Source organism: Rhodococcus sp. 27YEA6, assembly GCF_044908235.1.
GTDB classification, from domain to species: Bacteria; Actinomycetota; Actinomycetes; order Mycobacteriales; family Mycobacteriaceae; genus Rhodococcus_F; species Rhodococcus_F qingshengii.
Genome location: NZ_JBIYCY010000010.1, coordinates 119,555 through 145,341 on the forward strand (window position 1 = coordinate 119,555; position 25,787 = coordinate 145,341).

The 25,787-nt window shown below is 62.1% G+C and carries 28 protein-coding genes; 14 read left to right on the forward strand and 14 right to left on the reverse strand.

Annotation, left to right across the window (positions count from 1 at the left end; translation table 11 throughout):
- Positions 1–9: 9 nt before the first annotated feature.
- The 3 genes from ABH939_RS23310 to ABH939_RS23320 form a co-directional block, all read right to left on the reverse strand.
- Positions 10–495 carry a hypothetical protein gene (locus tag ABH939_RS23310; protein ID WP_404650207.1) on the reverse strand — a complete coding sequence of 162 codons (486 nt, stop codon included), beginning with the start codon at positions 493–495 and terminating at the stop codon, positions 10–12.
- 20 nt (positions 496–515) lie between these two features.
- Positions 516–2,351 (reverse strand): acyl-CoA dehydrogenase, encoded by a 1,836-nt coding sequence (locus ABH939_RS23315; RefSeq protein ID WP_404650208.1) that lies wholly within the window; start codon positions 2,349–2,351, stop codon positions 516–518.
- A 431-nt stretch (positions 2,352–2,782) separates the two neighbouring features.
- The gene (locus ABH939_RS23320; protein WP_058038458.1) at positions 2,783–3,805 is read right to left on the reverse strand and encodes a zinc-dependent alcohol dehydrogenase family protein; all 1,023 of its coding nucleotides are present in this window, start codon (positions 3,803–3,805) and stop codon (positions 2,783–2,785) included.
- Positions 3,806–3,939: 134 nt separating this feature from the next.
- On the opposite strand from ABH939_RS23320, the gene ABH939_RS23325 reads away from it, so the two are divergent.
- Positions 3,940–4,836, forward strand: coding sequence for a helix-turn-helix transcriptional regulator (locus ABH939_RS23325; RefSeq protein ID WP_404650209.1), 897 nt, complete (start codon positions 3,940–3,942; stop codon positions 4,834–4,836).
- A 27-nt stretch (positions 4,837–4,863) separates the two neighbouring features.
- On the opposite strand, the gene ABH939_RS23330 is transcribed toward ABH939_RS23325, so the two are convergent.
- The gene (locus ABH939_RS23330) at positions 4,864–6,072 is read right to left on the reverse strand and encodes an MFS transporter (protein WP_065352807.1); all 1,209 of its coding nucleotides are present in this window, start codon (positions 6,070–6,072) and stop codon (positions 4,864–4,866) included.
- Between the two features lie 178 nt (positions 6,073–6,250).
- On the opposite strand from ABH939_RS23330, the gene ABH939_RS23335 reads away from it, so the two are divergent.
- Positions 6,251–7,336 (forward strand): PQQ-dependent sugar dehydrogenase, encoded by a 1,086-nt coding sequence (locus ABH939_RS23335; protein ID WP_404650210.1) that lies wholly within the window; start codon positions 6,251–6,253, stop codon positions 7,334–7,336.
- 109 nt (positions 7,337–7,445) lie between these two features.
- Positions 7,446–7,850 carry a DUF4259 domain-containing protein gene (locus tag ABH939_RS23340; protein ID WP_042448139.1) on the forward strand — a complete coding sequence of 135 codons (405 nt, stop codon included), beginning with the start codon at positions 7,446–7,448 and terminating at the stop codon, positions 7,848–7,850.
- A gap of 25 nt (positions 7,851–7,875) precedes the next feature.
- On the opposite strand, the gene ABH939_RS23345 is transcribed toward ABH939_RS23340, so the two are convergent.
- A complete protein-coding gene (locus tag ABH939_RS23345; protein WP_404650211.1) occupies positions 7,876–8,559 on the reverse strand; it encodes an SDR family oxidoreductase in 684 nt (227 codons plus the stop codon).
- 77 nt (positions 8,560–8,636) lie between these two features.
- On the opposite strand from ABH939_RS23345, the gene ABH939_RS23350 reads away from it, so the two are divergent.
- Positions 8,637–9,245, forward strand: coding sequence for a TetR/AcrR family transcriptional regulator (locus tag ABH939_RS23350; protein WP_007735618.1), 609 nt, complete (start codon positions 8,637–8,639; stop codon positions 9,243–9,245).
- A 94-nt stretch (positions 9,246–9,339) separates the two neighbouring features.
- Here the strand turns inward: ABH939_RS23350 and ABH939_RS23355 are convergent, their stop codons facing one another.
- On the reverse strand, positions 9,340–10,305 hold the full coding sequence (locus ABH939_RS23355; RefSeq protein WP_064074403.1) for a hypothetical protein: 966 nt from the start codon (positions 10,303–10,305) through the stop codon (positions 9,340–9,342).
- Positions 10,306–10,588: 283 nt separating this feature from the next.
- Here ABH939_RS23355 and ABH939_RS23360 point away from each other — a divergent pair, with 283 nt between their 5' ends.
- The gene (locus ABH939_RS23360; protein WP_007735622.1) at positions 10,589–11,485 is read left to right on the forward strand and encodes an SDR family oxidoreductase; all 897 of its coding nucleotides are present in this window, start codon (positions 10,589–10,591) and stop codon (positions 11,483–11,485) included.
- A gap of 39 nt (positions 11,486–11,524) precedes the next feature.
- Here the strand turns inward: ABH939_RS23360 and ABH939_RS23365 are convergent, their stop codons facing one another.
- On the reverse strand, positions 11,525–12,151 hold the full coding sequence (locus ABH939_RS23365; RefSeq protein ID WP_047889521.1) for an FMN-binding negative transcriptional regulator: 627 nt from the start codon (positions 12,149–12,151) through the stop codon (positions 11,525–11,527).
- Positions 12,152–12,230: 79 nt separating this feature from the next.
- Between ABH939_RS23365 and ABH939_RS23370 the strand changes: the two genes are divergently transcribed.
- Together ABH939_RS23370 and ABH939_RS23375 are read left to right on the forward strand one after the other, a co-directional pair.
- Positions 12,231–13,565 carry an aminotransferase class I/II-fold pyridoxal phosphate-dependent enzyme gene (locus ABH939_RS23370; RefSeq protein WP_231915169.1) on the forward strand — a complete coding sequence of 445 codons (1,335 nt, stop codon included), beginning with the start codon at positions 12,231–12,233 and terminating at the stop codon, positions 13,563–13,565.
- A gap of 108 nt (positions 13,566–13,673) precedes the next feature.
- A complete protein-coding gene (locus ABH939_RS23375) occupies positions 13,674–14,378 on the forward strand; it encodes an SDR family oxidoreductase (RefSeq protein ID WP_042448150.1) in 705 nt (234 codons plus the stop codon).
- Between the two features lie 50 nt (positions 14,379–14,428).
- Here the strand turns inward: ABH939_RS23375 and ABH939_RS23380 are convergent, their stop codons facing one another.
- Together ABH939_RS23380 and ABH939_RS23385 are read right to left on the reverse strand one after the other, a co-directional pair.
- Positions 14,429–14,797: a hypothetical protein gene (locus ABH939_RS23380; protein ID WP_042448254.1), complete on the reverse strand. Its 369-nt coding sequence runs from the start codon at positions 14,795–14,797 to the stop codon at positions 14,429–14,431.
- 25 nt (positions 14,798–14,822) lie between these two features.
- The gene (locus tag ABH939_RS23385) at positions 14,823–16,193 is read right to left on the reverse strand and encodes an APC family permease (protein WP_235867766.1); all 1,371 of its coding nucleotides are present in this window, start codon (positions 16,191–16,193) and stop codon (positions 14,823–14,825) included.
- A 122-nt stretch (positions 16,194–16,315) separates the two neighbouring features.
- Between ABH939_RS23385 and ABH939_RS23390 the strand changes: the two genes are divergently transcribed.
- On the forward strand, positions 16,316–16,987 hold the full coding sequence (locus tag ABH939_RS23390; protein ID WP_099697235.1) for a DNA alkylation repair protein: 672 nt from the start codon (positions 16,316–16,318) through the stop codon (positions 16,985–16,987).
- Positions 16,988–16,992: 5 nt separating this feature from the next.
- Here the strand turns inward: ABH939_RS23390 and ABH939_RS23395 are convergent, their stop codons facing one another.
- The gene (locus tag ABH939_RS23395) at positions 16,993–17,937 is read right to left on the reverse strand and encodes a GlxA family transcriptional regulator (RefSeq protein WP_404650212.1); all 945 of its coding nucleotides are present in this window, start codon (positions 17,935–17,937) and stop codon (positions 16,993–16,995) included.
- Positions 17,938–18,142: 205 nt separating this feature from the next.
- On the opposite strand from ABH939_RS23395, the gene ABH939_RS23400 reads away from it, so the two are divergent.
- The 4 genes from ABH939_RS23400 (at position 18,143) to ABH939_RS23415 (ending at position 21,118) form a co-directional block, all read left to right on the forward strand.
- Positions 18,143–18,817 (forward strand): DJ-1/PfpI family protein, encoded by a 675-nt coding sequence (locus ABH939_RS23400; RefSeq protein ID WP_404650213.1) that lies wholly within the window; start codon positions 18,143–18,145, stop codon positions 18,815–18,817.
- A gap of 34 nt (positions 18,818–18,851) precedes the next feature.
- A complete protein-coding gene (locus tag ABH939_RS23405; RefSeq protein WP_404650214.1) occupies positions 18,852–19,322 on the forward strand; it encodes a DUF2269 family protein in 471 nt (156 codons plus the stop codon).
- Positions 19,323–19,404: 82 nt separating this feature from the next.
- The gene (locus ABH939_RS23410) at positions 19,405–20,070 is read left to right on the forward strand and encodes a HEAT repeat domain-containing protein (RefSeq protein ID WP_404650215.1); all 666 of its coding nucleotides are present in this window, start codon (positions 19,405–19,407) and stop codon (positions 20,068–20,070) included.
- Between the two features lie 13 nt (positions 20,071–20,083).
- Positions 20,084–21,118 (forward strand): HEAT repeat domain-containing protein, encoded by a 1,035-nt coding sequence (locus ABH939_RS23415; protein WP_209448092.1) that lies wholly within the window; start codon positions 20,084–20,086, stop codon positions 21,116–21,118.
- A gap of 44 nt (positions 21,119–21,162) precedes the next feature.
- Here ABH939_RS23415 and ABH939_RS23420 read toward each other — a convergent pair whose 3' ends face one another.
- Together ABH939_RS23420 and ABH939_RS23425 are read right to left on the reverse strand one after the other, a co-directional pair.
- Entirely contained in the window at positions 21,163–21,534 is a 372-nt protein-coding gene (locus ABH939_RS23420; protein ID WP_047272349.1) for an SdpI family protein, read from the reverse strand.
- A gap of 174 nt (positions 21,535–21,708) precedes the next feature.
- Positions 21,709–22,050 (reverse strand): VOC family protein, encoded by a 342-nt coding sequence (locus ABH939_RS23425; RefSeq protein WP_198402560.1) that lies wholly within the window; start codon positions 22,048–22,050, stop codon positions 21,709–21,711.
- Between the two features lie 123 nt (positions 22,051–22,173).
- Here ABH939_RS23425 and ABH939_RS23430 point away from each other — a divergent pair, with 123 nt between their 5' ends.
- Positions 22,174–22,668 carry a hypothetical protein gene (locus ABH939_RS23430; RefSeq protein ID WP_333821897.1) on the forward strand — a complete coding sequence of 165 codons (495 nt, stop codon included), beginning with the start codon at positions 22,174–22,176 and terminating at the stop codon, positions 22,666–22,668.
- Positions 22,669–22,801: 133 nt separating this feature from the next.
- The gene (locus ABH939_RS23435) at positions 22,802–23,296 is read left to right on the forward strand and encodes a DinB family protein (RefSeq protein WP_058038445.1); all 495 of its coding nucleotides are present in this window, start codon (positions 22,802–22,804) and stop codon (positions 23,294–23,296) included.
- Positions 23,297–23,478: 182 nt separating this feature from the next.
- On the opposite strand, the gene ABH939_RS23440 is transcribed toward ABH939_RS23435, so the two are convergent.
- Both ABH939_RS23440 and ABH939_RS23445 read right to left on the reverse strand, forming a co-directional pair.
- On the reverse strand, positions 23,479–23,736 hold the full coding sequence (locus ABH939_RS23440) for a hypothetical protein (protein ID WP_058038444.1): 258 nt from the start codon (positions 23,734–23,736) through the stop codon (positions 23,479–23,481).
- 123 nt (positions 23,737–23,859) lie between these two features.
- Positions 23,860–25,428 (reverse strand): M28 family peptidase, encoded by a 1,569-nt coding sequence (locus tag ABH939_RS23445; RefSeq protein WP_058038443.1) that lies wholly within the window; start codon positions 25,426–25,428, stop codon positions 23,860–23,862.
- Between the last annotated feature and the right edge of the window lie 359 nt (positions 25,429–25,787).

Here is a 25,787-nt window from a genome sequence, read left to right on the forward strand (position 1 = left end):
CAAGCATTCTCATCTCGGGCAGAGTTCGCCGATCTCGGAGACAATGCGATCAGTGCTGCGAACCACCCATACCGCGCGTCCGGCACGCAATGTCGGCATCAAGAATCGGTCCTTCTCGATGGGCCAGTGCACAAAGGGAAATCCGCCGGCCAGCTCGTCCTGGACTTCGCCGGCGATCAGGGCCGTCAACTCCTGTACAGGCTGTTCGGTGTGCGGCCCGCCAAACCCGAAGCCCCTCAACGGGCTGGTTCCTGCACTCTTGTGCTTCGGCCGTGGTCCAGCGTCGAGCGCGAGGTGGCAGTGGCCGTCATCGAGCAACGAGACCGTCCACACGCAGTTCTGCATGTACGTATCAGGGCCGTGCCAGCGGCATTGCAGATCCTTGCCGACAGCCTGGCACGCCTCGACGACGTTGGCGGGAGCGTCGTCTAGTGCATCCGGCCCCATGATCGGAAAGCTCCAGACCCCTACGTACTCGATGTCGGGCAGATACATGCCTTCACTGTGGCACGTTGTCAGAATGCGTCTTCCTCGAGTTCCATGATCTCGTTGTCGAGGGAACCGAGGATTTCTTTGGTCGACGCCAGGACGGGCAGGATGTTCTTGGCGAAGTACGACGCGATCACCACCTTGCCCCGATAGAACGACCGGTCCTTTGCCGACGCGTCACGGTCCAAGGCTGCCAACGCGACTTCCGCTTGCACCAACAGGCGCCATCCGATGAGCAGGTCGCCTACCGCGTACAGAAAGCGCACCGAGCCGAGGCCTATCTTGTACAACTCGGAGGGTTGGTCCTGGGAAGCCATCAGATACCCGGTGAGCGTCCCGGCCATCTCCTGCACGTCGGTCAAGGCGGTCTCGAGTAGGACTCGCTCGGCCTTGAGTCGACCGTTCCCGGCCTCACTGTCGATGAACTCTCGTATGCGACCGGCTACGTGAGCGAGCGCAACGCCGCGGTCGCGTGCGATCTTTCGAAAGAAGAAGTCCTGCGCCTGGATTGCCGTGGTGCCCTCGTACAGGGTGTCGATCTTGGCATCGCGGATGTACTGCTCGATGGGGTAGTCCTGAAGATAACCGGAGCCGCCCAGGGTCTGCAGGCTCTCGGTGAGCAGTTCGTAGGCCTTCTCGGAGCCGACGCCCTTGACGATCGGCAGCAGCAGATCGTTGACCCGCGCCGCCAATTCGGCATCCGCCCCCGAAACCAACTCGGCGACATCGGCATTCTGGTGTGCAGCGGTATAGAGGTAGACCGCTCGGAGGCCTTCGGCGTAGGCCTTCTGCATCGCCAGGCTGCGTCGGACGTCGGGGTGATGCGTAATGGCCACACGGGGTGCGGTCTTGTTTGTCAGTTCGGTGAGGTCTGCGCCTTGAATTCGTTCTTTTGCGTACTGGAGGGCGTTGAGATAGCCGGTGGACAGTGTTCCGGTAGCCTTGGTACCCACCATCATTCGAGCGTTCTCGATGACCTGGAACATCTGGGCGATACCGTTGTGCACGTCACCTACGAGCCAGCCGACGGCAGGAACGTCCGTCGCACCGAAGGTGAGTTCGCAGGTCGGGGACGACTTGAGGCCCATCTTGTGTTCGACGCCGGTGACGTAGACGCCGTTGCGCTCTCCCAGTTCAAGTGTGTCCGAGTTGAAATGGGTCTTCGGAACGTAGAACAGGCTCAATCCTTTGGTTCCTGGACCGGCGCCTTCGGGTCGGGCAAGCACCAAGTGGAAGAGGTTCTCGGCCGTGTCTCCGACGTCACCGCCGGAGATGAACCGCTTGACGCCCTCGATGTGCCAGGTGCCGTCGTCCTGCTCGATCGCCTTCGTTCGGCCTGCGCCCACGTCTGAGCCGGCATCGGGTTCCGTCAGCACCATCGTTCCGGCCCAGCCCCGCTCGAACCCCTCTTTGGCCCAGTGCTTTTGCTGTTCGTTGCCGATGCTGTAGAGCACGCTCGCCATCAGTGGACCCATGTTGAAAAAGCTTGCGGATCCGTTTGCCGCGACCAACATTTCGCCGATCGCCCAGACCAACGGCGCCGGAGCAGGAACACCACCCATGCCTTCTGGTAGGCCGAGTCGCGACCAACCGGCCTCGTTCACCGCCTCGACCGTCTTGCGTAGAGGTTCCGGGACCACAACGGCGTGATTGGGTGCGTCGAATTCGACAGGGTTTCGATCCGCGTCGGCGAAGGACGCGGCGACCGGGCCTTCTGCCAGCCTCGATACTTCCGCAAGAATGTTGCGCACAGTGTCGGTGTCGAGGTCCCCGTAAGCGCCGGCATCCAGCAGTTCGCCGATCCCGAGTACCTCGAACAGATTGAACTCGATATCACGCACGTTGCTTTTGTAGTGACCCATTGTTCTCCGACCTTGGTTCGTCAGCAATACGGTTCGTCAGCAGATACGGTTCGTCAGCAGATACGATTCGTCAGCAGGTACGGCTCGTCAGCAGTACACAAGAAAGCCTGCCCCACAAGGAATTCAGTACGCAACCGTAGGTAGAGACGAGTTTCGTTGCTACAAAGTAGCGCCGAGTCGCTCTCATTGAAACATTCACTCGTACAATCGGTTTCCGCTGGTGGGGGTGCATATCAGTCGCGTAGCATCCTCTACGATCAAAGCAGCTGCGCACCAATCGAAGTGCCCATCCTCACCTTCGGCGTCAAACGCATTCGCTGTGATCAGTGAACATGCTGCTCGGTAAACCAAGAGCGCCTCTCGTTGGTAGCCGAGACGTTCCTCGATCGGCGTGTAGAGCCCAGTTCTGACTCGTGAGCCTTTGGTATCGGTCAGAGGGTGAGTAGCACTTTGGTGGCGCGCCGCTCGTCCATCGCCCGGTAGCCGGCGGCGGCGTCCTCCAACGGGAGAGTGAGGTCGAAGACGATGCCTGGGTCGATCTGGTCGGTCATGATGAGCTCGATCAGTTCGGGTAGGAATCGCCTGACCGGCGCGGGACCGCCGAGCAGGCTCACCGTCGCGAAGAACAGGTTCATGCCGTCGAGTTCGACGCCGTGGGATACCCCGACGTAGCCGACATGTCCGCCGGGGCGGGTAGCTCCGATAGCCTGCATCATCGATTCTTGGGTGCCTACGGCTTCGACGGTCGAGTGGGCGCCGTAGCCGCCGGTGAGTTCCTTGATCTTCGCGATGCCCGCGTCGCCCCGCTCTTCGACGATGTCGGTGGCGCCGAATTGTGTGGCGAGTGCCTGCCGGTCGGCGTGACGTGACATGGCAATGAGCCGCTCGGCGCCGAGTTGTCTGGCAGCGAGGATCGCCAAAAGTCCGACTGCGCCGTCGCCGACGACGGCGACCGTTTTGCCAGGTCCGGCTTCCGCAGCTACGGCGGCGAACCAACCGGTGCCGAGTACGTCGGAGGCTGCAAGGAGGCTGCGGGCCTGCCGCTCGGTCGGCTCTCCGTGGACAGGGACGAGGGTGCCGTCCGCGAGCGGGATGCGAGCGTATTCGGATTGGGTGCCGACCGAGCCCATCATGACCTGGTGGATACAGCGAGACTGAAAGCCGGCCTCGCAGATTTCGCAGGTGTTGTCCGACGCGACGAACGAGCCCACGACGAAGTCCCCAACTTCGATGTCGTTGACGTCGGGGCCGACCTGTTCGACGACGCCCACGTATTCGTGTCCCATCGGCGTCGGGCCATTCAGCTCTTCGATGCCGCGGTACGGCCAGAGGTCGGAACCGCAGACGCAGGTGGCTGTAACGCGAATGATCGCGTCGGTCGGTTCGACGATCACCGGCGCTTCGATCTCTTCGACCCGGACGTCGCCGGGGGCATGCATGACGACAGCGCGCATGACGTGGCTCCTCACCATCGGTTTTCTCGTGTCACTTCAACCTGATCACGATTCGGCGGCGTGCGGGAGTCCCGCGCGATAGTGGTACTGCGAGGGACTCCCTCGCTACCGGTCACTGACTTACGCTCGATGGCATGGACGATCGAGCGCAAGTACGCGAATTCCTGACCTCGCGGCGCGCCCGAGTCACGCCCGAACAAGTTGGACTTCCGGCCGGATCGAACCGCCGCGTGGAAGGTCTACGTCGAAGTGAAGTGGCAACCCTCGCCGGCGTGAGCGTCGAGTACTACACGAGGCTCGAGCGCGGAGCGATCAGCGGCGCATCGCCGGGTGTACTCGACAGTATCGCGAAGGCCTTACGACTCGACGGCGCCGAGCGCGCCCACCTTTTTGATCTCGCGCACGCGGCAAGCCCGGTAGCCAGGCCCCCGCGTCGGCGAAATGCGAAGGGCTGGAAGCCCCATCAGAGCCTGCAGTGGGCGCTCGATGCAGTCACCGCAGGACCCGCTTTCGTGCGGAACGGTCGCATGGATCTTCTTGCGGTCAACCCACTCGCGCGAGCGTTTTACAAGGACCTGTACGACATGCCGGGGCAGCCCCCGAACATCGCGCGCTTCACGTTCCTCGACGATAGGGCTTTCGAGTTTTATCCGGACTGGAACGCGTTTGCCGAGGTGACCGTCTCGATTCTGCGAACCGAGGCCGGGCGAGATCCTCACAACAAGGAATTGCACGATCTGATCGGTGAACTCAGCACTCGGAGTGAGGAATTCCGGCGTCGGTGGGGCGCGCACGACGTCCGCCATCACGGCACCGGATTCAAGACTTTTCACCACTCCGCCGTGGGCGAGCTGACGCTTGCCTTCGAAGGTTTGGAGATGGCCGCCGAGCCAGGGTTGACACTCACGATCTACACCGCGGAGCCGGGATCGCCGTCCGCGGAACGGATGCAGCTACTCGCCTCGTTGGCAGCCAGTGAGGATGCGGACTCTGCGCCTCACGTGTCGGAGCGGTCGCTGACGGACGGCTGACGAACTGCGCGACGGTTGATCGGGTCGTCAGTTGACGACTTCGACGGTGGTGCGCTTCGTGCGTTCCTTGCGCAACAGGATCATCAGCGGCAGAAAGTAGAGAGCGGCAACGCCGGTGCCTACCAACACCGGCCCAGTGGCACCGAGACTCGAGGCGAACGCGAACCCGGCGATCCAGGAGCCGACCGCCGTGCCCAGATTGAACGACGAGGTGCTGAGAGCAGAAGCCATCGTCGGCGCCTGATCGGCATAACGCACAGCCATCCCGATCAGGATGGGATTGGTCGACATGCCGAACAGTCCCAGCATGACTACGAGAATCACCGTCACGATCACGTTGTGCGAGAAGAGGCAGAGCGCCCCGAGTACGAGAAACGTCATCGCTGCCGAGACGAACAAGACCCCGTACTGATGCTTCGCACCGAGTCGACCGCCGAGATTGGAGCCGACGAACGCACCGAGTCCGTAGCCGACAAGCACTAGCGGCACTGCCGACGCAGCAAGTCCCGTGTTCTCGGTCAACAGCGGAGAGATGAAGCTGTACGCCGCCAGCGACGACCCGCACACGACGGCGCAACCGGACAGAACGAGCCAGATGCGTCCGTCCCGTAGACTCGCGATCTCCGCTCGCCAGGACGGCACCGCACCGGAGTCGGTGTCGGCGGGTACCAATCGGTGGACGACGGCCGCGGCAACGAGTGCGAGGGCGGCGAGGGCCCAGAAAGGACCACGCCACCCGATGGTCTGACCGGCCAGAGCGCCGAGCGGAACACCGATGACGTTCGCGAGCATGCCTCCGCCCAAGACGATGCCGAGCGCGCGCGAGGAAGACGCCGGGCCGGCCGCTTTTGCTCCGACCACTGCGGCGACTGCCCAGAATGCGCCCGTCGCCACGGCTGTGAGGAAGCGGGCGCCGAGAATGAGTCCGAAGTTGGACGAGAGCGCGACGATGACGTGTCCGATCGCGAAAACAACCAGCGCCGAGCTCAAGGTCACGCGTCGAGGAACCCTGAGTGTCAAGATCGCCATCGCCGGCGTGCCGACGATCATTCCGATCGCGAAGACGGTGATCATCAGGCCGACGTTCGCTATCGACGTACCGAGGTCACCCGCGATCTCGGGAAGAATGCCGGCGACGACGAATTCGGTTGTACCCATCAAGAAAACTCCGACGGCCAGCACGTAGATCACGAGCGGCAGGCGGCCGGTTTCTTCGACGGTCGGGGCGGAAATCATGAGGTGGTCAGTTCTCTTTCTGTTGACGACGCGCATGTCGTGGCGCACCCGTCCAGGGCATCACGCCCGTCGCCTGCGAGGGAGTCCCGGTCGTTGGGGGTACTCGAAGGGACTCCCGGTGTGACCGATTGCGCGCTACCGTCGGCGCAAAGACTGCCTGAACCCGGGAGGCGCGCCCATGACACGACGACAGATCCGAGGGCTTGGCGCCGCAGTGCTCCTTTCGGCCTTCCTGACTGCCTGCGGTAGCGAGGATCCTGAAGGGCCCGGTCCGCAGGCAAGCACGACAACACGATCGGCGCCCGCCGCGGCCTTCGGTGAACCCGAGACCGTCGCCGACGGCTTGGACGCGCCCTGGTCGATGGCATTCCACGGCGATACACCACTTGTCAGTGAGCGCGACAGCGCGCGAATCCTCGAACTCGACGCCGGCGGAAACAGCCGCGAGGTGGGAGTCGTCGACGGCGTCAGCCCCAGAGGTGAGGGTGGTTTACTAGGGATCGCAGCACGTGAAAACCGCCTGTACGCGTACTTCACCGCGAACGGGGAGAACAGGATCGAACGCTTCGACATCATCGGTGCTCCGGGGGAATTCGCGCTCGGGCCGGCCGAGACGATTCTCGACGGGCTCGCTTCGGCCAACTACCACAACGGTGGTCGCATCGCGTTCGGCCCGGACGGGATGCTGTACATGACCGTCGGTGATGCCGGTAGTCGAGACAGAGCTCAGGACCTCGACTCGATGTCCGGGAAAATCCTTCGAATGACTCCGGATGGCGATGTGCCGCTAGATAATCCATTTCCGAACTCGTTTGTCTACAGCTACGGCCACCGCAACTCCCAGGGCATTGCCTGGACCGAGGACGGCACGATGTACGCCAGCGAGTTCGGGCAGGACACCTGGGACGAACTCAACCGGATCGAAGCAGGCGGAAACTACGGGTGGCCCGAGGTCGAAGGGATTGTGGGTGAAGACGGATTCATCGACCCGCTCCAACAATGGTCACCTGACGACGCCAGCCCCAGCGGAATCGCCATCCACGACGGCACGATCTACATCGCCAATCTTCGTGGTGAGCGACTCCGCACGGTGCCGTTGGCTGACCCCGCGACCGCCGACGAGCAGTTCGTCGACGAATACGGGCGCCTCCGTGACGTTGTAGTCGCACCGGACGGGTCGCTGTGGATACTGACGAACAACACCGACGGACGCGGCGACCCCAACCGCGGTGATGACCGCATCCTTCGCGTGCCGTTGCGCTGATGTCGATTTCCGGCGAACGCAGTACTTCCAGCCCGAGGGTCCTGGCCGAAGCCTGTGATTCACTAATATCTTTACGACAGGTGCGCCGGGTACGGATCGGAGAGACAGCATGGGGACTTGGGGTTCAGGACCTTTCGACAACGACGTAGCGGGCGACCTGCTCAGCGCAGTACAGGCGGGTGACTACGACATCGACGATTACGCTAGCCACCCCGATGGCGGTTATCTCGATGCCGATGATGCTCAAACAGCAATCGCCGTCGCCGAGATTCTTGCGGTTGCGCACGGCGTTGCGCCGAAGCCTGTGCAGCTGGATGGAATTGACGCCGCCGGGTACGTCAGCACCTTGAGCCCGGAGCAGAAGAGTTGGGTCCTCGCCGCACTCGAGCGTGCCGTTTCCGACAGTGACACTTCGGAGTTGTACGAGTTGTGGGAAGAGAACGGTCCGGAAGACCTCGCAGCTTGGCGGGCGCCGATCCTGAGCAGATTGGCCAGCCTCAAAACGGTGGGGTAAGCGTCACTCGTCTGCAGTCCCTTGCTTACTCGGAGTTCGACGAGGACAGATTCCCCTTGACGTACCGGGTGGTGTCGTCAGCGAGGATCTCGGCGAGCCCGCTTTCGATACCGTCCAGTGCTTGCGCGGCGACGTCGGCAGGATCGATCTTCTGTTCGGCGGGTACGCCAGCGGCCATGTCGGTATCCATGTATGCGACATGCAGTGCCGATACGGAGATTTTGCGCGGCGCAAGTTCTTCTCGAACGGCGTCGGTCATCGCCCAGGCCGCTGCTTTCGACGACGCGTAAGACCCGAGCGCGGCTGGATGGAACCAGGACAGCACCGACAGAACGTTGAGTATTGTTCCGCCGTCGTTGTTTTCGATGACGGGAGCAAACGCCCGGGTCACGGCGAGCGGGCCGTAGAAGTTGACGTCCATCTCTCGTCGAATGTCATCGATGTCGCCCCCGATCAAGGGCGCCGAGGTAGAGATACCTGCGTTGTTGACCAGCAAGGTCACATCCGATGCGATTTGCGCGGCGGCGGTTATCGATTCGGCGTCCGTCACGTCCAACCTCAGGGGGATGACGCCGGGTAGATCGACAGTTTCCGGATTGCGCGCAGCCGCGTACACCTTTGCGCCGCGCTCGACGAGTCCCGCAGCCAGATGGCGTCCGAGCCCGCGATTGGCTCCTGTGACGACCGCAACCGTCTTGTTCAGGTCCATGATTCTCCCAGTGTTGTGATTGCTCGTGACATTTAGATTATGAATCAAATCTAAGTGTCGGCTAGGATAGATGTCAAGTGAAATCCAAACTGGAAGGCGTTGTGATGGGCCGCGTATCGCAGCAACAAGCGGAAGAGAACCGTCGGCGCGTCGTGGAAACCGCAGCCCGACTGTTCCGAGAGAAGGGCACTCACCTCAGCGTCGCCGACCTGATGAAGGCGTCGGGGCTGACCCACGGTGGCTTCTACAAGCAGTTCGCGTCCAAGGACGCTCTCATCGACGAAGCGACCACCCACGCCTTCAAGGAACTGGCTCAGCTGCACTCTGCGGGACTCGAAGAGCATGCAGGGCAACGTGACTCCGCCCGAAAAGCTTTGATCGATACCTATCTCTCGGTGGCGCATCGCGACAACCCGGCAGACGGATGCCCCGCTGCTGCGCTCGCCGCCGACATGGCGCGCGAGCCTGCAGACAGCGAGGCCCGTCGGGTTTACACGGAGGGAGTGGGGGATTTTGCCGCAGCTCTTGCCGACGACGAAGCTGTCGGTCTCCTCCGGCTCTCCACCATGCTCGGTGCACTGGTTCTTTCGCGAGCTACCAAGGGTTCCCCGCTCTCCGAGGAAATTCTCGATTCCGCGCGCGTCGAACTGATCAGAGGGCTTCGAGAGCCGCTGTCATCTTCTTGACGGTCTCGGGTGCCCCTGGCCGCGAATCCCGTTTTCACGAGGTCCAGTGCTCGCGGTTCCGAGAGTCGGACTCTCGATATGTCGATTGAACGCTCTAGTTGATTCCGACGACTTCCTGGGCGATCGCTGCGAGTCTTGCCTGGGCAGCGGATACGACGCCGTGTCGGTTCTTGTGCGCTTCCTCGTACGCAACGATGTCCCGCACCTGTGCGGCGTCGGTCAGTTCCTTCACGGCGGAGACGGCTTGGGTGACGTTGAGTTCGTCGAAGTCTTCGATGGGAAGTTCAGTGGGGTCGAGTAGCCCACTCGACTTCCGTACCGAACGGAAGACGTCGGCGGCACCGTCAGCACCTTCTCGGCGAGTGACCTTCTCAGCCGTGGCGATGGCCGCATCCCTACTGGCCGAGAGTGTTTTCACAGTCACGTCACCGGCATATGCGCCCCAGCTGATCAGCTCACCCAGTACCGGCGGTGAGGTGCGAACAGCGTCGATGGCACGGTCGAGACTGCGGGTCGACCAGGAGACCGGAACGTTGACCAGCCGTATCGCCGCGCCGGTGGCAGCTTGCATCGGTGTGCGGCGCAAAGCTGCCGGTCCACCGAGTGCCTCTTCGGCCAAGACAGTCGTGAGCCAGTCCACGGTCGCGGAGTGTGCAGTGATGAGGCGGTCGGCCAACGCCGCGACGGTCTGATCGCCGCCGGCAGTGGCCAGGGCCTTGAGGTAGCGGGAGCGGTCGAGGAGTTGATGTTCGAGCGCAAGGTCTCCCAATACCGCTTCGTCGAAGGGCTGAGCCTGTTCGACCATCGCTTTCACTCCGGCTGTCGCGCGTCCGAGGAACGGACCGACCAATTCCGGCACGCCCCCCAGATCGCGAACAGTGGACTCTATGGAACTCGCCCTTTCACGGCCGTTCTCTGCGTTTTCCGTCAATTCGCGTCGAACAGCCTCGGTTCTGGCCTGTGCGACGCGCGTTTCGGCGACCTGGATCTCGGTGTGCGTCAGACCGAGGAGGATGCGTAACTGGGTGATCAAGGCGGACGTGGTTTCGGAGTTGCTCATATCGGGGTCGTCCCTTCGTCGGTGCGTGCTTTACGTGATGTTCAGCTTCTGCTCGACGAGTGCTCCGCGGGTCGCGGAGCCACCGCCGCTACGCGGGCTACCCCGACCTACCGCGTAGTAACCACAACGAACAAGTGGGGTCGACGCACCGAGATCGTCGGCGCCAGGACGAGTGAGATCCCGGCCACCCCGAGGTTTCGATTTCTATTCGGTGGGAAGGAGGCATGTGCAGTGCATCCATCCAGAAGCCCACGAGAAACTGCGTCACCTGAGGAGTATCGATATGCCGGACCAGTACGCAATGCAGGACCCGACCACGCGGTTCCCCGCTCCGGTGCGTGAGCGGCAGGCGGAGATCGCACACCCCGGTCTCACCGCAGACATGATTTCTCCTCCCGACCACGGTGAAAACACCTATCGAGGAAGCGGTCGACTCGAAGGAAGGCGTGCGATTGTCACCGGAGCAGATTCGGGCATCGGACGTGCGGTCGCGATTGCATTTGCCAGAGAAGGCGCGGACGTTGTCCTGAGTTATCTCGACGAGGAAGAACAGGACGCTCGGGAAACCGCTCGCTGGGTCGAGGAGGCAGGTCGCAAAGCCGTCTCGGTGCCGGGAGATCTCCGAAGCGAGGAACACTGTTCTGCTTTGGTCGAAACCGCGGTGCGTGAACTCGGCGGACTGGACATCTTGGTGAACAACGCCGCGTTTCAGATGGTGCAGATGGGCGGCATCGCCGATATCACCACCGAACAATTCGACCGTGTGATGAAAACCAACCTCTACGCACTATTCTGGCTCTCCAAAGCAGCGATCGCGCAGATGGAGCCCGGATCGACGATCGTGAATACCTCGTCCATCCAAGGTGCGTCCCCGTCGCCCGAGCTGCTCGATTACGCCACGACAAAGGCGGGCATCATCGACTTCACCAAGGGGCTGGCCGCCGATGTCGCACGGAAGGGAATCAGGGTCAATGCCGTTGCACCTGGACCGATTTGGACGCCACTGATTCCGGCGACGATGCCCAAGGAGAAGTTCGAGACGTTCGGGGACGACGTTCCGCTCGGGCGGGCAGGTCAGCCGGCCGAGCTTGCTCCCGCCTATGTATTTCTCGCCTCTGGCGAATCCAGTTACACCACTGGGGAAGTCATCGGCGTGACGGGTGGAAAACCGCTCACCTGAATGTGCGACTAGACAAGGCGTACGACGACGGCGTAACGGTCAACCGTTGTCGAGGCCGGCGGCGACCATCGCTGCGGCGGTCTCTCGTTCGGAGAATGAGCCCTTCTCCAGACCCCGGATGACGCCGGAGCGATCAGCGGGGGAACGGTTTTGGTTCAACTTCGCTTTTCCGTAGACACGGGCCACGTGCAGTTCGATCCCCACAATCCCTCGCAGCTGCGCATCGACGAACTGCGGCGGCGCGTCGGTGACCTTCCATTCGTTCTCACGGCCGGATTCATGTCGAGCTGTCAGTGCGGTGACATGAGCACGCAGCCACTGCTCGTCGTCGTGCGCAACCAGTTGGCCGTAGACGTAGAGAACTTCGTAGTTCCACGTCGGGACAACCTTCCCGTGGACGCTCTTGCTCGGGTAGAACTCGGGGCTCACGTAGGCGTCGGCGCCGGGGAGGATCACCAGAGACTCCGATGTCCCGGTGTATCGCCAATGCGGATTCGTCCGGGCGAGATGCCCCTCCAACACGTTTCCTTCGGCGTTGTACAGCAGTGGCATCGACGTGACTTCGAGGGTCTCAGGGCCCGGTGTGACCAGGTGTCCGAATCCACCGGCGCGGAGAGAGTCGGCGACCGCGTCGTCCGAGAGGCGGAATTGTCCGGGCAGTATCATGTGTCTCCTCGCAGATTTTTTGTCATGTGACAATGTGTCACAGCGTGGAGGTTTTGTCATGTGCTAATAGAGTGAGCCTGTGACCAGCACTGTGGCGGACCAGGTGAGGCTCTATGTCGTCCGCGGGACAGCGGGCGAGATTTCCGAGGGCATCCGCAATCTCATCAGTGCTGGGGTACTGGCTCCAGGGGATGCGTTGCCGCCCATACGGGCCTTGGCCGACGATCTCGAGGTTCACCGGAACACAGTTGCCGGAGCCTATCGCTTGCTCGTGGCGGCGGGAGTTGTGGAGACACAGGGCCGGCGCGGCAGCTTCGTGCGAGCCATACCGTCCCTGGAAGGAGAAGGCGGTATCGCTCTTCCTGGCAGCGTGGATCTCGCCAGCGGAAATCCTGATCCGGCATTGCTGCCTGATCTCAGAGCCTCGTTGGACCGGACCACTTACACGCCCCGGTTGTACGGCGCCGCAGCCACCGAGCCTCTACTCGATTCCTGGGCACGTTCCTCGATCGAGGACGAGGTTCCAAGGCCGTGTTCGATCACCATCACCAACGGTGCCGTTGACGCGGTCGAGCGACTGTTGACCGCTCATTTGACCCGAGGTGACGCCGTCGCGATCGAGGATCCGTGCTTCCTGGCGAGCATCGGAACGCTCAAAGCCAACAGCTTCCGAGCGGTACCGATGGACATCGACACTTCGGGTATTACCCCGCAAGGGCTGCTGCGTGCTCTCGAAAGTGGTGTGCGCGCGATTATTTGCACCCCTCGTGCGCACAACCCCACCGGGGTCAGCATGAGCGCCGACCGAGCGGCGATTCTCGGAAGCATCCTGGCCGAGTTCCCTCACGTTCTGGTAATCGAGGACGATCACTTCTCTGCCGTGTCCAGCAATCGGTACTGTCGGCTCGCTCCGATGAGCACGACGCGGTGGGCGCTTGTTCGTTCCGTGTCGAAATTTCTCGGGCCCGACCTGCGCGTGGCAGTGGTCGCCTCGGACCTCGACACCGGCATTCGGCTGAGCACTCATCTCCGGTCGGGCGCCAACTGGGTCAGTCACCTGCAGCAGCGCTTGAGTGCTGAACTGCTGAGTGATCCGACGGTGATCGACGGCCTCGCCAATGCTCGCGCTGTCTACGAGCGCCGCCGAACCCTTCTGAAATCTGCACTGTCAGAACATGATATCGAGGTTCCTGACACTTTCGACGGACTCAATGTCTGGGTTCCGCTGGATCGGGATTCCGAACCGATTGTCGAGCGACTCGCCGAGTCTGGCTGGCTCGTGCGGGACGGAAGTCAGTTCTCGGCGACGCCGGGTCAGTGCCACCGGGCACTTCGTGTGACCGCCTCCACCATCACCTCTGACCAAGCACGCGAGTTCGCCAGTGCCCTGGCTGAAATATTGGCGAGCCCGTAGTTGTCCAGCTGCACTACGGTGCGAATCTGAGTCTCTCGCTTCTCGACGAAACTACCGGCGACGGCTGGATCGATAGGATCGGTTCGAGCGACGACGAAGGGTGTAATTGTGGCGAGGGCGGTTGTTGTCGGTGCGAGCCGAGGTCTCGGTCGTGCGTTGATCGAGGGTCTGAGGAGCGATGGCGACGAAGTTCTCGGCATATCGCGTCGGCGTCCTGACGGGTTCGACGTCTCCGAGTGGATCGAAGCCGACCTGACCGATCCTGTTACGGCAGCGAATTCGATCGATCAGGAGCTTGTCGGTGGTGTAGATACCCTGATCTGCAACGTCGGAATTTGGGAAGGGGATGCCTTCACTTCCGATTATGCGTTCACAGATCAATCCGATGTCGAAATGCTCGAAATGATCAACGCCAACATCACGGCCACAATTCTCCTGCTCAAGCGCCTGATCCCGAGAATGATCGGCCGTCCTCGACCTCGGATCATCTTGACCGGGTCCACCTCGGGACTCCCGCGAAGCGGTAGGCCGGAGGTTGCGTTCGGTGCATCGAAGTTCGCGATCAACGGCATTGCCGACGCGTTGAGAGAGGGCTATCGGAAGGACAGACTCGCAGTGACTGTCCTTCATCTCGGATATCTCAATACAGAAGACGGACTCGACGTGCCCCGAGACGTCGCTGCCGCCAGGGGAGAGGGATCTCTGGTCCCGGTACATGACGTTGTGGATACGGTGCGCTCGATCTCGAGTTTGTCGTCTTCGACGTCAGTGCGGGAAGTAGTCCTCACTGCGATCGACGATCCGCGATTCTGATTTGCGGCTGTCGACTCAATCTGGTTGCTGAACAGACGTATTCAGAGAATCTAGACCCCGATCAAGAAGTAAGCTCCGGTCAGATACGTCAGGGTGAGGCCCGCCAAGGTCCACGCCATGTACGGCCGGATGTAGAGGCGCCGCAGGCGGTGCAATCGCAGGGAGGCTCGCAAGAACGCGCCCACGGTCCCGAGCAGCAACATCAGGCTCGGGACGAAGACCGCCAGTCGGCGATCCTTCTGTGAGCACAGCAAGGTGTCGGTACCGAAGCATTCGCCCCGCCGGGAGCCCAACCACACGATCGCGATAACCAAAACCGCGGTAGCCAGAACGACTGACACGCCGTACGTCAGGGTTCGCCTGTTGATCTTTCGCTCTCGACGCTGAATTACATCTGACGCGTCAGAACTGTCGGTCATCACACCGGCTCCTGTACATCGCACCTCACTTCGTGGATCGGCGGTGGGAGAGGGCGTACAGCACTACTCCGACGGCCAAGAGTAATGATGCGCGTAACCACGTCGCAGCGCTCTGCTGGGTGAGCAACGCAACGCACGTACCGAGAGCGAGGATCGGGAAGATGATCGGCGTTCGGAAGTGTTTGTGTTGCACTGCGTCACGGCGCAGAACCAGGACGGCGATGTTGGTGCTGATGAATACGAAAAGCAGCAGGAGTACCACCGTCTCCGCCAGGGCTGACAGCGATCCGGTGACGCAGAGAGCCATGGCGACGGCGGTGGTCGCGATAATCGCCACCCAGGGGGTCCGTCGCTGCGGCAGTACCCGAGCGAAGACGCTCGGGAGCAAGCCTTCCGATGCCATCCCGTAGGTCAGCCTGCTCGCCATGATCATTGTCAGCAGTGCGCCGTTGGCGACGGCGACCAACGCGATCAGACTGAACAGGCGAGGCGGAACACCGACATCGGCAGCTGACACAACTTCCAGCAGTGGCCCGGAGGATGCGGCAAGTTCGTCGGCGGGCAGGACCACCGAGACAGCCAGGCCGACAAGGACATAGGCGGCGCCGGCTGTCAGCAATGCTCCGAACAGTGCGCGTGGGTAGACCTTGCTCACGTTCTTCACTTCTTCGGCGACGTTCGCGGACGTTTCGAAGCCGACGAAAGAGTAGTACGCGAGGAGTGCCGCAGCCAGCACCGCGAGTGCAGGCGATCGGCTGTCGTCGAACTCCACGACTCGGCTCAGGGTTCCGTCGCCGCGCCCGAGAACTATGCAAGCGAGGACGACAACGAGGACGAGCCCGGTGACCTCCACGACTGTCATGACGACGTTGGCGCGCATCGACTCCTTGATGCCTCTGGCATTGAGAAGTCCCACCAGGAGCAGGAAGACGAGCGCCGCTGGAACGGTTGGGACGTCGATGAAGGCTTTGAGATAGTCGCCCGAGAATGCGAGGGCGAGTCCCGCCGCACTGGTTACGCCGGCCGCCAGCATCGAGAAGCCGACAAGGAACGAGATCAGTGGTTTCCGATACGCCCGTTGGGCGAAGACGGCTGCGCCGCCCGCTCGCGGATATTTGGTGACCAGTTCGGCATACGACGTTGCTGTCAGCAATGCCATGACGAGCGCTACGAGCAGTGGTACCCAGACGGCTCCACCAACTTCACCGGCGATGACGCCCACCAATGCGTAGATGCCGGCACCCAGAACGTCTCCGAGGATGAACACGAAAAGGAGTGGGCCGGTTATGGCCCGAGTGAGAACGTTCTTACCGCCGCCTTCATCTCCGCGTGCGGTTTCGTCCACGTTCTCAGCACCCGCGGCGCGTCGCATATGCAAGGTTCGTCCTGTCTTCATGGTGACGTGCCGCCACCTCAGGAGCAGACATGTACCCAGTGGTCGAAGTTTCAAACGTGGGTCGCTCGCCTTCTCGTGCTTTGCTTGTAGGTGAATCGCAGAAATAGTGACTGGAGGACGACGTGGCTGAAACGACGGTTGCTGCGGTGATGGACGAGCTGGCTGCGCTCGAGGATCCGAAGGCGCGCGCGGTGAACGAGAAACACGGTGACGATCACGGTGTGAACCTTTCAAAGCTGCGCGCTGTTGCGAAGCGATTGAAGACTCAGCAGGAACTCGCACAACAGCTTTGGGCAACGGGCGACACCGCAGCGAGACTGCTTGCCCTTCTGATCTGCCGCCCGAAGGTGTTCGAGCGTGACCAGTTGGACGTCATGTTGCGTGAGGCCCGTACTCCCAAGGTGCAGGACTGGCTCGTCAACTACGTGGTGAAGAAGAACCCGCACGCGGAGGAATTGCGGGTGGTCTGGACCGCAGACTCCGATCCCGTGGTTGCGAGCGCCGGCTGGGCCCTGACCACCGAACGTGTCGCGAAGAAGCCCGAGGGCCTTGATCTTTCAGGGTTGCTCGACGTCATCGAGGCGGAGATGAAAGATGCTCCTGATCGCCTGCAATGGGCGATGAACCACTGCCTGGCTCAGATCGGGATCGAACATGCCGAGTTTCGGGCCCGCGCAATCGACATCGGTGAGCGTCTGCGAGTGCTCGAGGATTACCCGACTCCGCCGAACTGTACCTCGCCGTTTGCGCCGATCTGGATCTCGGAGATGGTGAGCAGACAGAGTGAGAAGTAGGTCGACTACCGCGACGTTCGAAACTGCGTCCGGTATCGCTGTGGACTGGTGCCGACCAGGTCTCGGAAGCGTTCGCGGAATGTCGTGACGGCATTGAATCCGACTTGTCCCGCAACACGTTCGATCGAGTGGTCGGTAGTCTCGAGCAGAAATTGCGCTTGGCGGAGCCGCGCGTGATGGAGCCACTGCAACGGCGTCGTACCGATTTGTTCCTGGAATCGGCGGTTGAGCGTGCGAGTGCTCATCGTTGCCTTGGCCGCGATTGTCGTGATGTCGAGTTGCTCCCCGAGGTTCTCTTCCATCCAGTTCAGTAGCGGCCTGAGGGTTGTCCCGCTGGGTACGGGAGGCTCGTGAACGATGAATTGTGCTTGCCCTCCGGCACGTTCGAGCGGCATCACACTCAGCCGCGACGTGTCGGCGGCGACCGCGGACCCGTAGTCCTGACGGACCATGTACAGACACAGGTCGAGTGCGGCCGCGGCGCCGGCGGAAGTCAGGACGTGCCCGTTGTCTACGTAGAGAACGGCAGCGTCGACGTCGATAGCCGGGTGCCGGCGGGCCAACTCCGACGCAGCCGCCCAGTGCGTCGTCGCGCGAAGTCCGTCGAGCAGGCCTGTGTCGGCGAGGGTGAATGCGCCGACGCACAGTGAGGCGATGCGCGTGCCGCGATCCGCGGCAGTTCTGAGGGCTTCGATGATCTCGGGGTCGATCGGCACGTCGAGATCGGCGGTGCCCGGGATGATGATCGTGCTTGCCTGGGCGAGGCGTGAGAGTCCGTGCGGTACTCGCATCGTGAACGTTCCGGTCTCCACCTCCTCGGTGAGCGCGCACACGGAGGTCCGGTACGCCGGTGCACCCGAGGGGAGCCTGCATCGTCCGAAGACTTCGAGGGGTGCTGCCAGGTCCATCGGCACCACTCCGGGCAACGCGAGAACTGCAACGTCATGCATGTCTGAAACGTAGCGTATGTGGCGCGAGATTCTGTGATCTCGTGTCGTGAAATATCCTCTCAACTGGTATTTCACAGAATATGTGAGGTTGGCTGAAAGCCGTCGAAGGTTGGCTTTCAGCCGTCGCCGCAGGGGTCAACTTCCTCCAACTGTCGTAGGAACAGCGACGCGCACAGGAGCGCGTCGCACAAAATCGGAGGTTGCAGTGCACGCGCAGATCGTGTTGTTCGACGGATTCGATCCCATGGATGTCGTGGGTCCGTACGAGGTGCTCTACGCCGGGGGTCTCGCCAGCGGTGGGGCGTTGAGTGTCGAACTCGTCAGTGCGGAGGGGCCTCGGACCGTCCTGAGTGGAAGTGGTGAACTCGCTTTGACCGCCACTGCAACCCTCGATGTCGAACACGCGGATCTGATTATCGTTCCCGGAGCATCGGGTCTCTTCGAACCCGATGCGGACCAGCCGGGCACCAGTTTGCCGGAAAGACTCGCGGCCACAACGGAAACCGAACTGCCTGTCATGATGCGGCGTGCACTCGACGATCCTGGTGTTCTTGTTGCGACCGTCTGTGGAGGATCTTTGGCGCTGGCGATGGCGGGGCTTCTCGAAGGGCGCCGCGCCGTGACGCACCATCTTGCCGTGGACGCACTGGCGGCCGGCGGCGTTATTCCGATCCAGGCGCGAATCGTCGACGACGGTGACCTGATCACCGCCGGCGGTGTGACATCCGGTCTCGACCTTGGCCTGTACCTGTTGGAACGATGCCTCGGGCCCCGGATAAGTCTCGAGGTCGAAGCGCTCTTCGACTACGAGCGTCGTGGAACGGTGTGGTCGGCCAAGGGCGCCGAGCCTGTAATCACCTTCGCCCCGGACGCTGCGTGAATACGCTTGTGCGTACCGAAACGCGAGAAATCCCATGACCGGAATCCTGCTGTCCCTCCACGTGATTGCGGCCATTCTTGCCATCGGCCCCGTCGCTGTGGCGGCGAGTATGTTCCCGGTGGGGAGCCGCGCCGCGCTCGCCGATCCGGACAGCGCCAGTGTTGCGACGACGGGCATGCTGCATCGCATCGTTCGGGTGTATGCCACGATCGGCGTTGTCGTTCCGATGCTCGGTGTCGCCACCGCCGTCAATCTCGGAGTGCTCGGTGACCTGTGGATCCTCACCTCGATCGCACTCACCGTCGTTGCCGCCGTGATACTCACCGCGGTCGTGCTTCCCGCCCAACGGCTGACAATGGCGGCGATCGAAGGAACCGGGTCCGTTGTGGATGTCGCAACGCGGCTCACCCGTCGACTGGGCACAGCGACGGGGATCTTCAATCTGCTCTGGGTCGTTGTCGTCGTGCTGATGATCTTTCGGCCAGGATCGACAACCGGCGTGTGATCCGAGGCGATATTTCCCGTGTCGGAGACAGCGACGCTTGACCTTGACACAGTGACAAGGACTCCAATGGTCGACGAAGGAGGTGGTTGTCGTGAACACAACCAACCATGGTGGACAGAATGCTCACCTCGTCGACGCATTGGCCGCGGCTGATCCCTCGGTTCGGCTGCGCGCCGCGCTCGCTGTCGGCACGCGCCCGGACCCTGAGCTGACGGTTGCCCTGGTCGATCGGTGTGCCGTCGAGCCGGATTTCTTCGTCCGCGACATGCTGACCTGGGCGTTGTGCCGCCTGCCGGCCGAAATCACGGTACCGAAGCTGATCCGTGAGCTCGGGTCCGATGGTTCGCAAGCCCGCAGTCAGGCGCTCCACACCTTGTCCAAGATCGGCGATCCGACCGCTTGGCCCGCGGTCTCTGCGCTGGTTCACGACCAGGACGACGAGGTCGTGCGCAGTGCGTGGCGCGCCGCAGTGGCACTCGTGCCGGCAGGAGTCGAGGGTGCACTCGCAGCGGATCTGGCGACCGAACTCGGGCGGGGTGAACTGCAGATGCAGCTCAGTCTCAGTCGAGCTCTGACAGGACTCGGCGAGGCTGTACTCCCGGTGCTCGACGCGGCCGGTATGAGCCCGAATCCGCGTGTCCGGGCGCATGCTGATGCTACAAAGCAACTCTGGCACGACCCCGACGGTGGGTTCGCACTCTCTCACGAGTTGGCGAAGCGCGTCGCGGCAATCGGCCCGGACGCGTAGGAAGGGGAGACGGATGTTGATCGGCGAGGTCTCGCGGCGTTGTGGTGTCAGCACACGGATGCTGCGTCACTACGACACCTTGGGACTGGTGAAGCCGACGGGCCGCACGTCCAGCGGTTACCGGGAGTACTCCGCCGACGACATCCGTCGACTCTTCCACGTCGAGAGCTTGAGGACGTTGGGGCTCTCGTTGAACGAGGCCAAGCGTGCACTGGACGAACCCGACTTCGCGCCGGCCGATTTGGTGGGTGAACTTATGCAACACACTCGGCAACGGATCGCGGCGGAGGAGGAATTGCTGACCAAACTCGAAAGGGTCGATGCCAGCGCCCCTTCGGAGTGGGACGACGTCCTACGCATGGTCTCGCTGTTGCGTGCACTCGAATCCGAGTTCGCTGCCCATCGTCAGCAAGCGATCCTGTCGCAGGAGCTGAATGCGGCGTTGCCCGTCGACGCACTCGTCGAGGCCATCCTGTCGGAGAAGGATGCCAACGTGGCCGGAGCGTTGCAGTGGGCGTTGGCGAGGACCGAAGGTGCGGGCCTTGCAGGTCTCACGAAGGGCCTCGAATCGGAGGACGTCGAGGTTCGACGCCGCGCGACGTCGGCCATCTCCGGGATCCACACCGAGGAAGCAACTCGGGCGCTGAAGCGAGCTCTCGATGATTCGGACGCGATAGTCCGCGCTGATGCCGCTCTCACCCTCGGATCTCGCGGAGAGGCCGTCTCGATGCCCGCTCTTCTCGAGATGGTCGCCGACGGGCGACGCGACGTCGAGGCCGGAGAGGTGCTCGGTCTTCTCGCGGAGCACTCACCGACAAGCGGTGAGGTCGTCGATGCCGTGCAGGCAAGACTCGACGGCACTGACGACGCCCCGACGAGGTTGCGAATCACGCAGGCACTCGCTGAGATTCCCGGCGCGGCGGCCCGGGAAGCGCTCGCCCGGCTGACACGCGACAACGACAAGACGGTCGCGTCCACGGCAGCCGCGATCCTCGAGATGCGGGACCGTGGACCACGCCGGCGCGAACGACCGCGTATCGGGAACTGAAATCGGAGAACTAGGGCACCTCTGACAAATGCGGGCCCGGGTGGTCAGCGCCGCAACGATTTTGCCGCGGCGTTGCCCTTCAACGCTGCACAGAGCAGGACAAGGAGCACCGCTAGAAACACGACTGTTGAGGCGACAGCCGACACCACAGATCCGAAACCTGTCACGACACCGATGGCGACCTGCATGCACAGTCCCACTACGGCTGTCCACACCGTCCGGCGTAGAAGGGGCCACGCAATCCGATGGGCCAATTGCCACGCCTCGGGGCTCGAGATCGTCGCCTTCGTGCGTATGCCGACAACGGGATTCGGTTCATCACCGACGACTCGCGGAAGAATCCCGGCAACGAACGCGAGGACAAGCGTCGACGACGACAGCGAGGCCGTCAGACCCAGTAAGTCAGGCGATCCCACCCGTCCAGCCCCCCTGTCGGCAGATTTGACACAGCGGACATTCCAGTCTGGGTTGCCGCTGGGACACACCCGACCGTATGCGAACGAATGCATGTACGGCTGTGCGGGTGACGCACTTTCAAGCTTTGCCGAATGAGCAGTGGACTCGATCTCGGACTGGTTGTCGGACAGACCCTAATGCGGATCACCCACGCAGAAAAGGTTTCCCGCCGGATCCGCCAACACGTCCCAAATTGATCCGCCCGACTCATGGCGCTCGATGTGGGCTGCTCCTGCCGCGACAAACGTCGCGACGACCTCGTCCCGCGGAGGATCCTGCGGTTCGAGGTCGAAGTCGAGGTGAACCGTATTCCTTTGGCTGCGAGCCTGATCGATCCGTTGGAAACCGAGAGTGAGTGGGAGATCCGGGGCCGTCACCGTCAGGAAATCTTCGTCACCATCGGTACTCGCCTCGCCGAATCGCTCCGACCACCAGGTGGCAAGTGATCGGGCATCCGTTGCATCGAACGTAACCATGGCCAATCGCACCATCACACACCACAACCTCTTTACACGTGACTGCCTTTCGATCGATCTTAGGCAAAGCCCTGCAGCTGCTGCGCACCCGCTGCGGAGTGATCGGCGGATAGGGTTTCTTGCGTGGTAGATCAACGGCGAAAGAGTTTGCGACGCAGGTACCTGAGCCTCGGCCTCGGCGAACTGGCGGCCGCGGCCGTATTTGCCGCTGTGGCTGTCGGCGTCGTGATGCCTCGGCTCGAAGGTCCGAAAGACTCCGCTGCGTTGTGGTCGGCGCTGGCCCCACTGCTTGTGATACTCGTACAAGCAGGTGTCTACTGGCTGCTTGCGCGAGGCTGGGTCGAGCAGGCACCGATGCCGGTCCGCCTCGCAGCGCTCTACCGCGTGTTTCGGGTCCTCGATGTTCTCTTGTTGGCGATAGTTCTTCTCGGCGTTGTCATCTGGCTACCAGATCACTCCGGCGCGGCTGTGGGAGTCGTGGCGGTGTGGGCTTTCGGCGTCGCCGAGTACGCCAATTATTTCGTGGCTCGTCTCGCCTATCCGCTGCGGCGGTGGCCTTTCGAGGTCGGCAAGTTGCGGAGGCCCCAACTTGTGCACGACCTGCATTCGGCGCGGTGATACCGGCGATGAAGCCGGCCCTTGCCGCAACAGCAAAATTTGATGCGGGATCGGAGTGAATTCGGAAGGATCGGTTCTGCCCACCCAGGAATGAAGCCTCTATGTCGTTCTTCACCGAGGAAGGAGAACCACCATGGCAGCGTCGCGTCGCAGCCGCCGTGATGCCCCACCGCCCCGGGCCGGAAACAGCGAGGTCGATACGCCACGCGCGTTTCTCGACTACTTGCGTGATTCGATCGCTGCCAAGGTCGAGGGTGCTCCGGAACCTCAGGTGTGCACCACAATTGTTCCGTCGGGGACAACCTTGCTCGGGCTGGTCAATCACTTGATCTTTGTCGAACGATCGATGTTTCTCGCAGAAAACGTGACGGATTGGAAAGCGACGTTTCAGCCGTCATCGGAAGACAGCGTGGACGGTGTCGTCAGTCGCTATCGCGAGACGGTCGAGCGTGCCAACGCAGTTCTCGACGGATGCACAGATCTTGCCGCGCCCATCCCGCGACCGGGGGCGAAACGACCCGCTCCCAGTGTCCGCTGGGCGCTCGTGCACATGATCGAAGAGACCGGACGCCATGCCGGCCACGCTGACATCCTCCGCGAACTGATCGACGGTTCGACCGGCCGGTGACGCTGTAACAAGGAATAGAGTTCCCGGTGAAGACGATAGGTCTCGCCGAAGTTGAATCTGTCTGAAGCGGAGGGTAATTGGTTTCACATCGAGAGTGACCAGCCTCTCTGGTCGCACGCGTCGACGTTGCCGCTGGGACTCAAGGCTATGGACGCCAATCCTGGAAACGAAGCACCGACCGACTACTCGCCGCAGCGGTAGAGTGTGACGACGACCACGTGGCATTCCTCGGCAGATGGGACGGTTGCTTCGATCAGCGAGGCCGGCTGCGACAGGAACTGGGTGACGACGAGGTAGCCGGGCGCGGCATGGATCTTTACTCCGTCGAACTCGGCGGTTTCGGCCACCGCCGACGCGGTAACGAACCGACCGATGATTTCGAGGATCTCCAGTTCGGTCAGGGCACGGGGCGCGACATTGCCGGAGACCCTCGCCCGCAATCGCTCTGGCCGCGACGGGCTTCGTCCAGCTGAGCCGATGAGATTGCCGAACAGGGTGATTGATCTGCATCCACGGCGCGGTGTCGGCTCAGTGTCATAGCCCGTCGAGGTTCTTGATTCGTCTCAGCAACATCCACGCACTGCGCCTCGAACAGGTGTCGAGTTGCCGTCACCGCCGACGGGTTGAGCGTTTCGGATCAGATCACTATCGACAGTGTGCAGCGCGTCTACAACGTCTCTCAGGACGAGGGTCATTTGCCGAAGTGAGGCCGGAGGGATCCGGTCGATCGTGTCTTCGATCGTGTGATACCGCGAATGCGCTGTCGTTATGTCAAAGCTCGGGACGAAATCGGGGACTCGCGCCAGAGATGACTTGATCGGGAGCGGAATGGGCGGGACGACTCCATTCTGAACGCACTCCTGAAGTACGAGGTTCAGCAACACAGGATTGAAAGAGCCGAGTACGCCCCTGATCTCGTCCAGCCCGGTGGGGATATCGACCGAGGACTGGGTCACACGAATGGTGCCCGCGGCGGCGAGGTGGTCAAGCCATGCGAACGTGATCACGCGCGGCAGCATGTCCTCTAGATGGGTTTGCATAAAGTGCGTGAGGTCGAAGTCCCCGCAGTCGTGACCTCCTGCCGCGAGAAACACCAATGTTCTCGGACGCTCGCTCCTGGCTTTCGCTGCGTAATGACGCATCAGCGCCAACATGCCCGCAACACCGGTGCCGTTATCCATTGCGCCGCCGTAGGTGCTGTCGTAATGCGCGCCAATGAGAACAATTTCGTCACTGACCCCGGGAAGTACACCCACGACGTCTTCCATGACTGCGCGCAGCTCGTGAGTTCCAGGGCCCAACGATCCCCCGGTAACGGAGCGGGTTCCACCGAAGGGGGGATTCTCGGTCCGAATCTCGAGCGACATGGTCACCGGTCCGCCACCGAGAGCGGTGCGGATTGCGTTGAAGTCATCCGATCCCAGGACAAGCCCTGGGATCGACGCTTCCGTTCTCTGTCGAAAGGTGTTCTTGTCGATACCTTTTCCGTGCGTCAGCCGCGTCAGATTGTTCGGAGCATCGGCAGTTCTGATGTAGCCGACGGCGCCGTGGGCGACGGCTGACTCGTATGCATCGAGCATTCCATCGGTGTTCATCACATTGATCAGATATACGGATTCGACCATTGCGATCTTGCCTCTGACGTCGACACGGTCGAAGTCGCGCGCAGTTCCGGCACCGACGTGGACAACCTCGGCCTCGACCTGTCCTGCACTGGTGTACCAGATCGGGTACGAGTTCGTTTCCCACGGCAACGCCGGGGCAGGGGACGCCGCATTGGTTACCTTCGCGTGCCACACGCTCGGGTAGTACACATCGAAATCCCATTCCTCGGTGTGGGTCTGGAGCCCGGATTGCTCGAATGACTCGCGCACCCATCGCGCCGCGTCGCGAACTGCGGGAGATCCCGGACGGCGCCAGCCAAAGGACGTCATCGTCTCTACGTCACTCATCAGGGCGTTCTCAGAGAACACGTCGCCGGGCGAGGTGCCTGGAGTTGATGCTTTGGGAATCAGATCGGCCGCAGCCGAATTATGCGTGGCCAATGGTAGTCCGATACCGGCGGCTGCCGCCCCAGCCATCTGCATCATGCGGCGGCGACTGAGTGCTTTGCTATGTGTTTCGTCGTTCATCTTGGGGTCCTTACTATCTCGGGTTGACGATCGCTACTGAGTCCGCGTGACGGTCAAGGCTGGTCCCCTGCATCTCCAGCGCTGGGAGTCCTGCGAGCTCGAGCTGTCACGATGACCCCGTGTCCTGTACGTAGACGCGGACTCGGGGTAGGCCACGACACGGGCGAACGAACCCGACGAACTGGACGACAGCACTGCGCCTGACGTGGCGGGGCACGTGTCGGCGAGTGTGGCGGCGGTCGCGAGAGTCGGTATCGCACGGTCAAGGATCATGGGGTCTCCGGCTTTCGAGCTATAAAAGTTACGTGCGATTCTTTTATACAGTGTCGGGGTGGCCTGTGTCACTATCGGATGGCAGT